This window comes from Glutamicibacter sp. BS14, assembly GCF_056934375.1.
In genome coordinates this window covers 2,848,007-2,860,508 of the sequence record NZ_CM167801.1, presented here as the reverse complement: position 1 = coordinate 2,860,508, position 12,502 = coordinate 2,848,007, and the positions used below count along the sequence as shown (strand labels likewise).

The window sequence follows — 12,502 nt, the reverse complement described above, 5'->3', positions numbered from 1 at the left end:
CGGCGCCCTAGCGCAAGTACGTGCCGGCGACCCAGCCGTTCTTCCCGGCATACTTCACCGGGTACCAGCCGGACTTCTTCGAGCCGCGGATGGTCACCGTCTTTCCTTTGGGAATAGTGAGGATGACACGCTTGCCTGTTCCCGCACCACTGCGCATGTTCAGGTTCGCGATGGTCTTCTTGGACGAGGACTTTGAGCTCTTGGGATTGGTGGTCTTCGGTGCAGTCCCGGAGGAGGAGAAATTGCTCAGGTAGGTGCCCGAGACCCAGCCATTCTTCCCTGCGTACTTCACCGGGTACCAGCCGGACTTCTTTGCGCCGCGAATGGCGATCTTCTTGCCATTCGGAATAGTCAGCACGACGCGATGGCTGGTGCCTGCCCCGGCAAGCATATTCAAGTTCGCAGTGGTCTTGGCAGACTTGGCATTGCTGGTGCTCTTCTGAGGCGCGCTCTTCTTCGAATCCTTCTTCGGTGCTGCCGGCATCGAGATGTTCTTCAGGTACTTGCCCGATACCCAACCGGTTTTCGAGCTGTAGCGAACCTGGTACCAACCGGACTTCTTGGATCCGGTCAGTTGGACGCTCTTGCCTTTCGGGATGGTCACCAACAGTCGGTTTCCGGCGCCTGCCCCGGTGCGCATATTCAGATTCGCGGTGGTCCGCGCTGTGCCCTTGGTCTGCTTGGGAGTGCTCTTGGCTTTCTTGCCAGAAACCCCATAGAAGGCTTCGAGGCTCTTGGCGCCGGAGTTATTCACGCTCTTGGCCAAGGAGGTACCCAGGTAGCGGAAGTGCCACGGCTCGTAGGAGTAGCCCGTGACGGATTCCTGGCCCTTCTGGTAGCGCATGATGAAGCCGTACTTGTGTGCGTTCTTGCCGACCCACTTGCCCACGGGAGTGTTGGCGAAGCAGGCCTGCAAACCGCAAGCGCCGTTGGCATTTCCCACGTCAATGGCCAGGCCAGTCTGGTGCTCGCTGGTGCCCGGTACAGCGGAGATGCGTGAAGCGTAGCTCTTGCCATAGATGCGGGTGTAGTAGTTGAACAGCTCAGCCTGGCGGTTGTATGAACGATAACCGCTGACAGCCCGGATCTTGACACCGTCCTTCGCAGCTGCCTTGGCCATCTTGCTGTAGGCCTTGGCCGCCGAGGACTTCAGCCGGACGTTGGTGCCCTTGACCGCTACCGTCTTCGGTGCGTACTTAACGGGACTGAGCGGGTACTTCTTGTTGACGAAGACGTCATCCTTGCTCGGATTGCGCTGGATTTTCTTGGCGGCAATCTGCAGTCCGCCATCAACTGCCAGTGCCTGAGCCTGTACCGCTGAAGTTGCTGGAGCAGGGGCTGCGGCTAGTGCCGGGGTTGCCGGAAGCACTGTTGCAAGCAGTGCGGCCGACAGGACGGCAGCCATTGAAGTCTTGAACGCCCGAGGCAGTTTCATGGAACTCTCCGATAGAGGTGACAAGCGATGCGACCATCATTCCATCATCTATCCATGACTCGTTCAAGACGTTACTGCAAACGTTAGAGAAGGAATAGTCTCGTTGGGCGCATCTTTTGAATCAACTAGCGCGGCAGTTCCGCACTTGGCGCCAGAGGCCGGCAACCAGTTGCTGCTGGCGGTGTGGATATGGATAAACGGCCTCCCACTTGAGCCACCGCAAGTATTCCATGGGCCGTGGCCGCAGGGTCTTCGCAACTGGGTTTTCCAGTCGGCCAGGCGTGCCGCAAGGAGCACGGCCTGGGAAAATGCTCGCTGAACTTTGCTTGCAAGAAGTCGCAATCCTCACGCCAGCCGCCAGGAAAATGCCCCGTTCCTGGAGTCAAGTTGGTGGAAGAACACGAAGGGCCAATTTTTCTAGCTCGGCGAGATTTGGTAGGTTTGCGTGCATGCGTATCCGTCCAGAAGTCTTCGATGACCGAGCTGCGGTGTATGCAATAACCCATGCTGCGTTCTCCGGCATCGATCCGATGGTTGAGCCTGAGGAAGTCGGACTGCTGCAGCGTCTATTCGACTGCGACCAGTACGATAACCGTTTCTCAATCGTTGCCCTGGATGACACAACGGTCATTGGGCACGTCATCGCTACATGGGGAGAAGTGAATGGGGAACCCTTGCTGGGACTTGGCCCGCTAGCTGTCGCCCCGGAATACCAGCACCGAGGTGTCGGGTCGATCCTGATGCAAGAAATTCATGACAGGGCCGAGCAAGAAAGCATCAGCGGTATCGTTCTGCTGGGCGCCCCTGGCTACTACCGCCGCTTCGGCTACGAATCGGCGCAAGGTCGCGGGATCCTGCCTACGCGCACCTCATGGGGCGAGCACTTCATGGTGCGGGTCTTCGACGATAACCGCCTGCCGCGCGGCAACTACCGCTATGCCAAGCCGTTTGGCGTCTAAGCGCTAATTTTCGCTGGGAATTTTCCCATATCTATTGTCACTAGTGCTCTTCGGGCGTAAACCTGTCTTATGGAACCACATGAAGAGCTTCGCGAACTGTCCTTCACCGTGTCGGGAATCATTTCCAAATCGATCAGGCAAGTATACGAAGCTGTGGCTGATCCAGAACAGCTTTCACATTACTTCACTACCGGCGGAGCATCCGGGCACATGGAAAACGGTGCCACCGTGACCTGGGACTTCCATGATTTCCCCGGCCCGTTCCCGGTCAAGGTCGTGGAAGTGGAAGAGCCAAAGCGCATTGTCCTGCAATGGGGCGGCCAGCAATCCACCGCTGCCGATGGCATGAATACCGTGACGTTCGAATTCGCTTCTCTGGAAGACAGCACCCGAACCAAGGTGACCATCAGCGAGGCCAGCTGGGTGGCGACCTCCGAAGGAGCCAAGGCCGCCTTTGGGAATTGCGAGGGCTGGACCGGGATGCTGGCCGCGATGAAGGCGTGGCTGGAATACGGGATCAACCTCCGCGAGGGGTTCTACAAATAGCCGGGATCGGCAGCTAGCGGCGGCGCTGGTAGTAGACGTGCGTGGCAAGCGTCGTTTCGCGCCGCGACACGCGGTCCATATGCGTTTCTATATCTTCAACGCTGATCGGTTCGCCATGCCCGAGGCGGATGGGCGCGATATGCAGCCGCAGCTCGTCAATGAGGCCGGCTCGCAAGAACTGCACAATGGTGTTTGCTCCACCGGCGATGGCCACTGGATTCTCTCCCGCCGCTTCCTGGGCTTCGGCGAGGGCTTCCTCGATCCCATCGGGGACGAATTGGAAGCTGGTCCCGCCCTCCAGGCAGAGCATCGGCTTCGGATGGTGGCTGAGCACGAAGACCGGGGCATGGTACGGAGGGGTCTCTCCCCACCACCCGATCCAGTCGGCGTCTTCCTCACCGGCTGGAGGGCCGAACATCTTGCTCCCCATGATGAAAGCCGAGGCTTCGGTAATAGCGGAAATTTCCGCCTGGTTCTCGTCGAGGCGCTCAAACTGCCAGCGGTGCAGGGCTTCGGCTCCCTCGCCCAGCGGATTATCCATGCTCTGATTGGGTCCAGCGCAGAATCCGTCCAGGGAGACGGTGACATCGCAAACTACCGAGCCCATGGCAAATGCCTCGATTCAACCTACATGCCGGCGGGAGAGTGGCTACTCCTACAATGAACCTGCCCGGAGGCAGAATCAAGCCCAGGTTCGGGACAATGCACCCAGACGCCTAGCTCTCCACGTCTTTTGGCGCACCGGCAACATTCCACAGCGACAAGTGGTATTTCCGGATCAGCGCTGCTTCCAGGAGCAGGGCCGCCTTGCGGTGGATGCAGGTGACCCACCGGCCTTCAAGATTCAAGCGGTCAATGGCCAGGCGTGCCACTTGCTGGATTGAGCGGGATTCACCGCGGTCCGCCTCGATTGCCAGGTCCCGCAGCCACTGGGGATCCGCTAGTCCTTCGTCAAAAGCGTACTTGCCCATGCCGGAGGTCGCGCCCTGGCCGCTGGAATAGATCTTCAGTCTTCCGCGAAGTCCCTTGCCGCTGCGTTCACCAGCCTGGCCCACGTAGATTGGCTCATGGTCCGAGGCGCCCGCGCGGCGGAACATGTAGACGCCCGGGGCCACTGGCGCCGAGTCGGCGGTGGCTTCAAAGGAGTCCCACGGCGACCAGTCCAGGGATTCAATGACCTGGTCGTCAATGGGCGTGAGGTAAATTTCCAGCCCCGGCGCGCCGGCGAACTGAAGTTGGGTCTGCAAAGCGGCGGAGACATGCCAGTTGCCACCTGGCTGAGGCGGCTTCTGGATGGCGCCCTTGGGACGGTGCTGGCGCAGATAGCTGCGCAACTCCTTGGTTTCTACGCCAAGGGTGCTGGCAGCTTCTTCCAAGCTGAATAGCTTTTCGTCCTTCAAGAGTGTTCTGCCTTCTGTGCGCCGGGATTGAACAGTTGATGCTGAATCAATTTAATCCCATGGAATGCCCGGGAGCCCGGAAGGAGCTGCCTATGGCATGTCCTTCCGGGCTGGGGCAAACGCTACTGCACCGCTTCACGCAGTTTGGTGCTCAAGCGTTCCAACTCATGGAATTCTTCTTCGGTCAGTGCGGTGCCCAGCAAATTGTGCAGATGCTTGACGTGTTCCCTTCCGATTTCCTGCTGGAGCTTGCGGCCTGCCTCGGTCAGCGAGAGCTGCATGGCACGGTGGTCATCCGGGTCGGCCTCGCGAACTACCAGCCCCTGGTCTTCCAATCGGGTGACCATGCGGCTGAGGCTGGGCTGCGAAATCAGCAACTGCTTGTTCAGGTCTACCATCCGGCTTTTGCCGCCGGGGCAGGTGCGCAAGTTGAACAGCACGTCGTACTCGCGCATGGACAGCTTGCCGAACTCCGGCATTGCGGTGATCTGGCGCATGACCGCCACCTGTGCCCGGAAAAGCGCCTCCCAGGCATCGGTGGCGACCTTCAATGAGGCTGCTGGATTACTGGTCCCGGTCACTTGCTACAGGCTCCTTGGTGTTTGCTTGCTCAGCTTCCAGTTTAGCGTCGCGAGCAGCAACCAATCCCGCATGGGTAGGAGCCGGGGTAAGGTCCTTCGGTGCCCGGGAATCCATTTCCTTGAGCAGTTCAGGCAGCACGTACTCGCCGAACAGGTCCAGTTGGTTCAGCACGGTCTTCAGCGGCAGGCCGGCATGGTCGATGAGGAACAGCTGGCGCTGGTAGCTGCCGAAGTACTCCTGGAAGGACAGTGTCTTCTCCAGCACCTGCTGCGGGGAGCCAACGGTCAGCGGGGTCTGGGAGGTGAAGTCTTCCAGCGACGGGCCATGGCCGTAGACCGGGGCGTTATCGAAGTACGGGCGGAATTCCTTGACTGCCTGCTGGGAATCCTTGGCCATGTAGAACTGGCCGCCCAGGCCAACCACGGCCTGGTCGGCGCGTCCGTGCCCATAGTGCTCGTAGCGCTCGCGGTATAGGTTGATCAGCTGCTGGTAGTGCTCCTTTGGCCAGAAGATGTTGTTGGCGAAGAAGCCGTCACCGTAGTAGGCGGCGATTTCTGCTACCTGCGGGGTGCGGATCGAGCCGTGCCAGACGAATGGTGCCACGTCATCGAGCGGGCGCGGGGTGGAGGTGAAGTTCTGCAGCGGGGTGCGGAACTTGCCTTCCCAGTTCACCACGTCCTCATCCCACAGGCGGCGCAGCAGGTGGTAGTTCTCCACGGTCAGGTTGACCGAGTCCTGCATGTTCTTGCCGAACCATGGGTAGACCGGCCCGGTGTTGCCGCGGCCCAGAACCAGGTCCACTCGTCCATCTGCCAGGTGCTGGAGCATGGCGAAGTCCTCGGCGATCTTCACCGGGTCATTGGTGGTGATCAGCGTGGTCGTGGTGGAAAGGATGATGCGCTCGGTCTGGGCGGCAATGTAGGCCAGCGTGGTGGTAGGGGAGGAGGAGAAGAACGGGCGGTTGTGGTGCTCGCCGATGGCGTAGACGTCCATGCCGATTTCTTCGACCTTCTTGGCGATCGCCACCGATGCGTCGATGCGCTCTTTTTCGGTAGGGATGCGGCCGATAGTCGGGTCGCGGGTGATGTCGCTGACTGAGAATACTCCGAATTGCATGTCCACTCCTGTTTTCCTGGTGCAAGCGTTATGTCCTGACACCAATTTATATGCGTATGCATGTAATAACAAGTTGATGCGTCAAATATTCCCGGGCTCCTCGGAGATCTTTCTTCCTGGGGTGCACCGTCCGGCGGGTGCCCGCCGCACTGCCGGCAACGTGCAATGAGTCAATGGGCAACGAGTCAACGGCGGGTGGGGATGAAACCGCCACCCCAGAACAAGTTGCCTTGCTCGTGGGCCGGTTCCAAAGAGGGCTGCCCTGGCACGCACCGGCAATTGCGCCTGTGCTTGCGCAACTGGCGCAAAGCCCGTCGCAGCTGGCGCGCAGTCAGCGCGGATCCGGTATCCGTACCGGATTGCTGCTCCTGGATGCGAGCGAGCAGGATGGTGCATGGCGGAATCTGGGTTGCGTTCATGAGTTGGCCTTTCGTAGAAGTTCATACGACAGCCAACAGGCTCCAGCTAACTTGAGGTCAAGCGGCCGGACCTGAATAATTTCTCATATGACATCCTCCAGCCACTCCGCAGTTCCAACAAGGAAAAGCCAATTAGGCATCGGGGATCTCGCTCGGCGCGCGGGAGTATCAGTGGCGGCGATCAGGTACTACGAGTCGCGGAACCTGATTTTCTCCACGCGGACCAACGGGAACATGCGCGTGTTCCCCAAGCACACGTTGCGCAGGCTGGCGATTATCGCTGCTGGCCAGCGCGTGGGCCTGACCCTGGCTGAAATCGCCGGCACGTTGGGCGAGCTGCCCGAAGACCGGGCGCCGCGGCAGAGTGAATGGGAACAGCTCAGCACGCATTGGAAGCAGATCATCGATCGCCGCATGCTCCAGCTCGAATCGCTGCGGGATTCGCTGGATGGATGCATCGGCTGCGGATGCCTGTCGATCAAGAATTGCTCGCTGGTCAACCCCGGAGATGAGGCCGCCGCGGAAGGCGAAGGCTCTCGCTGGATCCGCAAACTCGATGCGAACTCCAGCCACGGGTTTACCGGCGCCGTGGAGTGACGATTCCGCCCTGATAGGCAATCAGGGCGGCCTCCACGCGGTTGCGCGCCCCGAGCTTGAGCAGGATCGCGGTCATATGCCCCTTGACTGTCGCCTCGGTGAGCACCAGCCGGGCGGCAATCTCCGCATTGGACAGGCTCTGGCCCACCAGCGCCAAGACCTCGCGTTCGCGCACGGTCAAGCCGTGGACCAGGGACCGGGCCCGGGACTGCGCGGCGGTGTCGATCCCGCGCACCTTGTCGATCACCCTCCGGGCAATGCGCGGGGAGAGCGCCGCGGCGCCTTCGGCCACCGCATGGATGGCGCCGAGCAGTTCCTCGGGTCCCGAGCTCTTGAGCATGAATCCGCAGGCTCCGCCGGACATGGCCTGGTCGATGTATTCTTCCTCGCCGAAGGTGGTCAGGACCAGCACCTTGGTTTCCGGAGCCTGGCCCAGGATTGCTTCCATGGCTCCCAGTCCGTCGAGCTGCGGCATGCGGATATCCATCAGGATCACTGAAGGGTCCAAGCGCGCGGCCAGTTCGATGGCGCGCACCCCGTTCTCCGCTTCCCCGGCAATGACGATGCCCGGGTCGCTGGACAGGATCGCGCGCAGCCCGGCGCGGATCAGCGCATCGTCATCCACTAGCAGGACGCTGACGGGGGTGTCCATGCTCATCTGCAGTTCCTTTGGCTAGCCGGCGGGGTAGAGGTGGTCGGTGGAAACCAGTACGTTTTCGGTGAAGCACAGGCGGAACATCTCGCTGCCCAGATCCAGCAGCCCGGTCCGGGCCGCATAGTAGCGGCACTGCGCATCCCCTGGCGGTGCCGGCTCGTCGATCACGGGCAGCGGCTCATCCAGGCCCGGGGCGTGGACCAGCGAAGCAACCTGCCGTGCGTCCATGCCCACCGAGAGCTTCTGGAAGTCCGAGGGGTGCAGGGCGGTGGCCTGGTAGGTGGCATGCTGCAACAGCAGCAGGGCCGCGGCAATCACAGTGACGGCGAGGACCGGCATCAGCACCAGCATCGAGGTGCTCGCGCGCTTCACCGGCGGCTGCACCCCGGCAGGCGCCGGGTGCGGGGATGCCTGGGCAATGGATGCGCGCAGTTCGAAACGCTCCTTGGTGCGGTGCACCGCCAGCGAGCCTCCGGCAGCTTCGAGGGTGCCGCGCAGCGACGCTATCCCGGTGGCCCCAACCCGGCTGGGAGGCAGGGGGCCATGCAGCGGATTGGAAATGCTCAGCACCGCCTGCTCCGAGCGCGTATCGAGCTCGAGGTCCACCTCGGCGTGCGGCGCGTACTTCGCCGCATTGGTCAACGCCTCCTGGGCCACCTGGCGCAGCACCGCGGCCCACCGGATGGACCCGGGAGCCTGGGGCGAGGGGCCCTTCCGGGAGAAATTGATCTTCATGCCCTTGGCCCGGGCCTGTTCGACCAGCTGCTCCAGCGATGAACCTGCCGGGCCCAGCGGCGCTTGTTCGCCGTCCTCGTGCAGCACCCCGATGATCTGGTGCAGATGCCCAATGGACTCATCGGCCTGCTCGCGGATCCGCTTTGCCTGTTCGTAGGCCGGCGTGCCCTTTTCCAAGGACACCTGCAGCCCGCCGGTGGACAGCGCCAGCAGCGCCAGATCGTGGCCCAGCTGGTCATGCATGGCTTCGGCAATGCGCGCCCTTTCCCGCAGCTCGGCTTGCACCACCACATGCCGGCGCTCCTGGCTGCGGAACAGCACCGCATTGCGCCGCGCCCGGCCCGCCCACCAGGGCAGCAGTGCAAAGAGCACCAGGCCGGTAAGGATATTCAGTGCGAAGGCCAGCAGGCTCAGGTGCGAGGACCATGCCAGCGTCACCCCGGAGGCCAGCGTTCCTGCCCCGAGGGCCAGCAATCCATGGGCCAGCGCGGAAACATGCCGTCCGGCCAGGTAGCTGCAGGCCGCGGCCAGGGGAGCGAGCACAACCCAGGCCCCGTTCGTGGAGATCGGAACCAGATAGGCGCACAGTGCCAGCAGCAGCAACAGGACCGGCTGCTTCCACGAGGTAGTCATGATCAACATGCTACGCAGAATCGGCGCAGCCAGACACCGACCAAGGTAGGGGTTCGGGGCCGCGCGTTGGCAGACTTCCAGCCAGTGCGCGGCAGCCCGGGCGAATCCTAGGGTTGAGCGCAGAACCAAAGGAGCACACCATGATCGCACTTGAAGCGCTGAGCAAGGACTTCGGCGCCACCCGCGCAGTCAATGCGCTGACCGCCACCATAGAACCCGGGCAGGTGACCGGATTCCTCGGACCCAACGGGGCCGGCAAATCGACCACCATGCGGATGATCCTCGGACTGGACGCGCCCAGCAGCGGGCGGGCACTGGTCAACTCGGTTCCCTACGCGCAGCTGCGCTACCCGCTGCAGGTTCTCGGAGCGCACATCTGCGGCACGGCGGGGCACCCGGGGCACACCCCGCGCACCTTCCTCGCATCCCTGGCGCAAAGCAACCGGATCCCGGCAACCCGGGTGGATGAGGCACTGGCCGACGTCGGGCTGCAGTCCGTGGGCACCCAGCGGATCGGCGGATTCTCGCTGGGCATGCGCCAGCGCCTGGGCATTGCCGCGGCGCTGCTGGGCGACCCCGAGATCCTGGTCCTGGACGAGCCGATGAACGGGCTGGACGCCGAAGGGATCGTCTGGATCAGGCAGCTGCTGCGCGCCCGGGCGGATCGCGGCGGGACCGTCTTCGTCTCCAGCCACCTGATGAGCGAGGTGCAGCAGGTCGCGGACCAGCTGATCCTGATCGGCCGTGGAGAGCTGATCGCCCAAGCCCCCACCAGGGAGCTGATCAGGCAATTCACCCAGCAGGTCATTACGGTGCGCTCGCCGCAGCTCGCGGCGCTCGCCGGGCTCCTGCAGCAACCGGGCATCGAGCTGAACGCTGGCGAGGACCGGCTGGAGATCGTCGGCCTGCCGCTGGAAAATGTCGGCGCGCTGGCCTTCGCCCATGGCATCGAGCTGCATGAACTGAGCGTTGCCCACGGATCGCTGGAAAACGCCTACAACCAATTGACGCATGGCATGGTGGAGTACTCCGCCGAATCAGCTAGGGGAGCGGGAAGCAAATGAGCACGCTGCAGATCAAAGAGTCCGCATCCGGATACCCGGGCGCAGGGCTGCTGCCGGCGGCCCGCGCCGAGGCCGCTAAATTCTTCGGGCTGCGTTCGCTGCTCTGGCTTTATGGCTCGGGAATCACGCTGTCCATCGCCCTGGGGTGGCTGCTGGGTGCCAGTGCGAAAGCCAGCGGGGACAATGGCTTCGACACGGCGATGCCCGCCCCGCTGATGGTTTTCGCAACCCTGCAATTCGGCCAGCTGTTCTTCGCTGCCGCCGCGGCCCTGCACATCACCAGCGAGTACTCCAGCGGCACCATCACCACCTCCTTGCAAGCGGTACCGCGCCGCGGGCTGCTGCTGGCAGCGAAGTCGCTGCTGCTCTCCGGGCTCGGTTTCGCTGCCGGGGTGGCGTTGATCGGCGTGGGCACCATCCCGGCAGCGCTCAGCGCGGGGCCGTATGGTACCTTCACCTTCTCCGATCTGGTTTCGGCCTGCGTGGGCGCCGGAATCTACCTGGCGCTGCTGAGCTTGATGGTGCTCGGGCTCGGGTTGCTGTGCCGGAATTCGGCCGGGGCGATCGTCTCGGCGATCATGCTGGTGATCGGGCTGCCGCAGATCCTGCAGCTGATTCCCTTCTCATGGGTGCAGACGGTGGCCGACTACCTGCCCAGCAATGCGGCGACGTTCATGGCCACCGGCGCCACCGAACCCTATGGGCCGGCAGCGGCGCTGCTGGTGCTGGCAGGCTGGGCCGTGGCCCTGCTCGGAGCCGGATATGTTTCGCTGAAGCGGCGCGACGCCTAGCCGCAGGCAGCGCACAGCGGGGTATCGGGCATGATGCCCGATACCCCGCTGTGCGCACGTGGCTGAAGTTGCTAGGCCTTGGACCGAAGCTGGGCCCGGTCCCGCCATGCAGCGGTGCTCCATAGGGCGAGCGCTACCAGCGCTGGCTGGAAGAAGAGCCGGGCAAGCCGTTTCCCGTCGGTGTCCAGGCCGAACGCGTCGCGTCCCTCCTGCCACTGGGCGAGATTGCCGGGGAACACCGCGACGAAGAAGAGCGCGGCGATCCAGCCTACGGCGACCCGCTTCTTGAGCAGCGCCAGCAAGGAAAGTCCCAGGCCGATTTCGGCGACACCGGAAAGGATGACCGTCAGGTCCGGATCCAGCGGGAAGAAGTCCGGGACCTGGGCGCGGAATTCCTCGCGGGCAAAGGTCAGGTGGCTGACCCCGGCGAAGACCAGGAATGCCCCGAGCGCAATCCTTGCGCCGTGCCGGGCAAATCCCAGGGGCTTCGCCGCGGGAGACCTAGTCATCGCTGACGCTGACAAGGACATCGATGTTGCCGCGGGTGGCATTGGAGTAGGGGCAGACCTGGTGGGCCGCGTCGGCCAGTTCCTGGGCCAGCGCAGGTTCCATGCCGGGAATGATGACTTCCAGCTCAACCGAGAGCTTGAACCCGTTCTCTCCGTCGCGGTTCAGGTGGACTCGGCCGCCGACGCTGGAGTCCTCGATCTTGACCTTGCGGCCGCGCGCCACCATATTCAATGCCGAGTGGAAGCAGGCGGCGTAGCCCGCTGCGAACAGCTGTTCCGGGTTGGTGCCGGCTCCCGAGCCGCCCAGCTCTGCCGGGGAGGCCAGGGCCAGATCGAGCTTGCCGTCCGGGGTCTGGACGCGGCCTTCGCGGCCTTGGCCGGTGGACAGGGATTCAGCGGTGTACAGGGTTTCCATGAAACTGCCTTTCGATGAGGGGGAAATCTGGTAGCTATTTTCCGGAGGGTTGGTCGGGAGCGGGGATTTGCTGCATGGAGGCGGTGATGCGGTGCAGGGATGCCAGCAGCGCTTTGGCGCTTTCCATATCCGGCAACCCGGTGCCGCAGGCGATCTGCGCCGGGATATGCGCCAGTTCTTTGCGCAGGGATACGCCAGCGGGGGTCAGGCGGACGTTGACGACGCGGCTGTCCTTGTCATCGCGTTGGCGTTCGATGAAGTCCTTCTGTTCCAGCCGGCGCAGCAGCGGGGACAGGGTCCCGGAGTCCAGCTGGAGCATCTCGCCGATTTCGCGCACCGGCTTATCGCCTTCGGACCACAGTGCAACGAGCACCAGGTACTGGGTGTAAGTCAGCTGCCAAGGGGCGAGCAGCTCGGTATATGCGCGGGTGGTGGCCCGGCTGGCCGAGTAGAGGGAGAAGCACACCATGTCGTCAACTATTGCCATGGAATAATGATTGCACGCAATTCAATTGTGCGCAACTTAAATTATTGATTCGCCAGGCACGGCGCTGCGCGGACCGCAGGACGGGGGGCTTGGAATCGGATTTGGAATTGGAGCCGGACCGGCACTGGAATCGGGGGACAATGACGGGTCGGAGCACCG

At 62.8% G+C, this 12,502-nt stretch carries 16 protein-coding genes; 5 read left to right on the top strand and 11 right to left on the bottom strand.

The window, feature by feature from the left end; translation table 11 throughout:
• Positions 1–7 precede the first annotated feature (7 nt).
• Positions 8–1,435 (bottom strand): D-alanyl-D-alanine carboxypeptidase family protein, encoded by a 1,428-nt coding sequence (locus AC1Z36_RS13485; protein ID WP_483561348.1) that lies wholly within the window; start codon positions 1,433–1,435, stop codon positions 8–10.
• A gap of 449 nt (positions 1,436–1,884) precedes the next feature.
• Between AC1Z36_RS13485 and AC1Z36_RS13480 the strand changes: the two genes are divergently transcribed.
• Positions 1,885–2,394 carry a GNAT family N-acetyltransferase gene (locus AC1Z36_RS13480; RefSeq protein WP_181148973.1) on the top strand — a complete coding sequence of 170 codons (510 nt, stop codon included), beginning with the start codon at positions 1,885–1,887 and terminating at the stop codon, positions 2,392–2,394.
• Between the two features lie 69 nt (positions 2,395–2,463).
• Entirely contained in the window at positions 2,464–2,940 is a 477-nt protein-coding gene (locus AC1Z36_RS13475; protein WP_332499038.1) for an SRPBCC family protein, read from the top strand.
• Between the two features lie 13 nt (positions 2,941–2,953).
• Here AC1Z36_RS13475 and AC1Z36_RS13470 read toward each other — a convergent pair whose 3' ends face one another.
• The 5 genes from AC1Z36_RS13470 to AC1Z36_RS13450 all read right to left on the bottom strand — a co-directional run bounded on the left by AC1Z36_RS13470 (position 2,954) and on the right by AC1Z36_RS13450 (position 6,457).
• Complete coding sequence (locus AC1Z36_RS13470) at positions 2,954–3,547, bottom strand: dihydrofolate reductase family protein (RefSeq protein ID WP_133834714.1); 594 nt, start codon at positions 3,545–3,547, stop codon at positions 2,954–2,956.
• Positions 3,548–3,656: 109 nt separating this feature from the next.
• Positions 3,657–4,340, bottom strand: coding sequence for a GIY-YIG nuclease family protein (locus AC1Z36_RS13465; protein WP_332489013.1), 684 nt, complete (start codon positions 4,338–4,340; stop codon positions 3,657–3,659).
• A gap of 122 nt (positions 4,341–4,462) precedes the next feature.
• Complete coding sequence (locus AC1Z36_RS13460; protein WP_105658053.1) at positions 4,463–4,921, bottom strand: MarR family winged helix-turn-helix transcriptional regulator; 459 nt, start codon at positions 4,919–4,921, stop codon at positions 4,463–4,465.
• The gene (locus AC1Z36_RS13455) at positions 4,905–6,038 is read right to left on the bottom strand and encodes an LLM class flavin-dependent oxidoreductase (protein ID WP_483561347.1); all 1,134 of its coding nucleotides are present in this window, start codon (positions 6,036–6,038) and stop codon (positions 4,905–4,907) included. The genes AC1Z36_RS13460 and AC1Z36_RS13455 overlap by 17 nt, the downstream gene beginning before the upstream one ends.
• A 185-nt stretch (positions 6,039–6,223) precedes the next feature.
• Entirely contained in the window at positions 6,224–6,457 is a 234-nt protein-coding gene (locus AC1Z36_RS13450; protein WP_483561346.1) for a hypothetical protein, read from the bottom strand.
• A gap of 87 nt (positions 6,458–6,544) precedes the next feature.
• Here AC1Z36_RS13450 and soxR point away from each other — a divergent pair, with 87 nt between their 5' ends.
• Positions 6,545–7,054 (top strand): redox-sensitive transcriptional activator SoxR, encoded by a 510-nt coding sequence (gene soxR / locus AC1Z36_RS13445; protein WP_332489009.1) that lies wholly within the window; start codon positions 6,545–6,547, stop codon positions 7,052–7,054.
• Here the strand turns inward: soxR and AC1Z36_RS13440 are convergent.
• Both AC1Z36_RS13440 and AC1Z36_RS13435 read right to left on the bottom strand, forming a co-directional pair.
• Positions 7,035–7,712 (bottom strand): response regulator, encoded by a 678-nt coding sequence (locus AC1Z36_RS13440; RefSeq protein WP_483561345.1) that lies wholly within the window; start codon positions 7,710–7,712, stop codon positions 7,035–7,037. The two genes, soxR and AC1Z36_RS13440, sit on opposite strands and share 20 nt — an antisense overlap.
• Before the next feature lie 15 nt (positions 7,713–7,727).
• Positions 7,728–9,077: a sensor histidine kinase gene (locus tag AC1Z36_RS13435; protein ID WP_483561344.1), complete on the bottom strand. Its 1,350-nt coding sequence runs from the start codon at positions 9,075–9,077 to the stop codon at positions 7,728–7,730.
• A 140-nt stretch (positions 9,078–9,217) separates the two neighbouring features.
• Between AC1Z36_RS13435 and AC1Z36_RS13430 the strand changes: the two genes are divergently transcribed.
• Together AC1Z36_RS13430 and AC1Z36_RS13425 are read left to right on the top strand one after the other, a co-directional pair.
• A complete protein-coding gene (locus AC1Z36_RS13430; RefSeq protein ID WP_483561343.1) occupies positions 9,218–10,141 on the top strand; it encodes an ATP-binding cassette domain-containing protein in 924 nt (307 codons plus the stop codon).
• On the top strand, positions 10,138–10,932 hold the full coding sequence (locus AC1Z36_RS13425; RefSeq protein WP_483561342.1) for a hypothetical protein: 795 nt from the start codon (positions 10,138–10,140) through the stop codon (positions 10,930–10,932). The genes AC1Z36_RS13430 and AC1Z36_RS13425 overlap by 4 nt, the downstream gene beginning before the upstream one ends.
• A 71-nt stretch (positions 10,933–11,003) precedes the next feature.
• Here the strand turns inward: AC1Z36_RS13425 and AC1Z36_RS13420 are convergent, their stop codons facing one another.
• Genes AC1Z36_RS13420 through AC1Z36_RS13410 form a run of 3 tightly spaced genes read right to left on the bottom strand, consistent with a single transcriptional unit; the run spans position 11,004 to position 12,343 of the window.
• Positions 11,004–11,441: a DoxX family protein gene (locus AC1Z36_RS13420; protein ID WP_483561341.1), complete on the bottom strand. Its 438-nt coding sequence runs from the start codon at positions 11,439–11,441 to the stop codon at positions 11,004–11,006.
• Positions 11,434–11,856 (bottom strand): organic hydroperoxide resistance protein, encoded by a 423-nt coding sequence (locus tag AC1Z36_RS13415; protein WP_105658061.1) that lies wholly within the window; start codon positions 11,854–11,856, stop codon positions 11,434–11,436. The genes AC1Z36_RS13420 and AC1Z36_RS13415 overlap by 8 nt, the downstream gene beginning before the upstream one ends.
• Before the next feature lie 34 nt (positions 11,857–11,890).
• Entirely contained in the window at positions 11,891–12,343 is a 453-nt protein-coding gene (locus tag AC1Z36_RS13410; protein WP_400290915.1) for a MarR family winged helix-turn-helix transcriptional regulator, read from the bottom strand.
• Positions 12,344–12,502: the final 159 nt, after the last annotated feature.

Excerpts from the sequence above, each read along its gene's own strand:
- AC1Z36_RS13410 (WP_400290915.1), bottom strand. The coding sequence starts at position 12,343 with ATGGCAATAGTTGACGACATGGTGTGCTTCTCCCTCTACTCGGCCAGC.
- AC1Z36_RS13415 (WP_105658061.1), bottom strand. The coding sequence starts at position 11,856 with ATGGAAACCCTGTACACCGCTGAATCCCTGTCCACCGGCCAAGGCCGC.
- AC1Z36_RS13435 (WP_483561344.1), bottom strand. The coding sequence starts at position 9,077 with ATGACTACCTCGTGGAAGCAGCCGGTCCTGTTGCTGCTGCTGGCACTG.
- AC1Z36_RS13455 (WP_483561347.1), bottom strand. The coding sequence starts at position 6,038 with ATGCAATTCGGAGTATTCTCAGTCAGCGACATCACCCGCGACCCGACT.
- AC1Z36_RS13425 (WP_483561342.1), top strand. The coding sequence starts at position 10,138 with ATGAGCACGCTGCAGATCAAAGAGTCCGCATCCGGATACCCGGGCGCA.
- AC1Z36_RS13485 (WP_483561348.1), bottom strand. The coding sequence starts at position 1,435 with ATGAAACTGCCTCGGGCGTTCAAGACTTCAATGGCTGCCGTCCTGTCG.
- AC1Z36_RS13420 (WP_483561341.1), bottom strand. The coding sequence starts at position 11,441 with ATGACTAGGTCTCCCGCGGCGAAGCCCCTGGGATTTGCCCGGCACGGC.
- AC1Z36_RS13480 (WP_181148973.1), top strand. The coding sequence starts at position 1,885 with ATGCGTATCCGTCCAGAAGTCTTCGATGACCGAGCTGCGGTGTATGCA.
- AC1Z36_RS13470 (WP_133834714.1), bottom strand. The coding sequence starts at position 3,547 with ATGGGCTCGGTAGTTTGCGATGTCACCGTCTCCCTGGACGGATTCTGC.
- soxR (WP_332489009.1), top strand. The coding sequence starts at position 6,545 with ATGACATCCTCCAGCCACTCCGCAGTTCCAACAAGGAAAAGCCAATTA.
- AC1Z36_RS13430 (WP_483561343.1), top strand. The coding sequence starts at position 9,218 with ATGATCGCACTTGAAGCGCTGAGCAAGGACTTCGGCGCCACCCGCGCA.
- AC1Z36_RS13450 (WP_483561346.1), bottom strand. The coding sequence starts at position 6,457 with ATGAACGCAACCCAGATTCCGCCATGCACCATCCTGCTCGCTCGCATC.
- AC1Z36_RS13440 (WP_483561345.1), bottom strand. The coding sequence starts at position 7,712 with ATGAGCATGGACACCCCCGTCAGCGTCCTGCTAGTGGATGACGATGCG.
- AC1Z36_RS13475 (WP_332499038.1), top strand. The coding sequence starts at position 2,464 with ATGGAACCACATGAAGAGCTTCGCGAACTGTCCTTCACCGTGTCGGGA.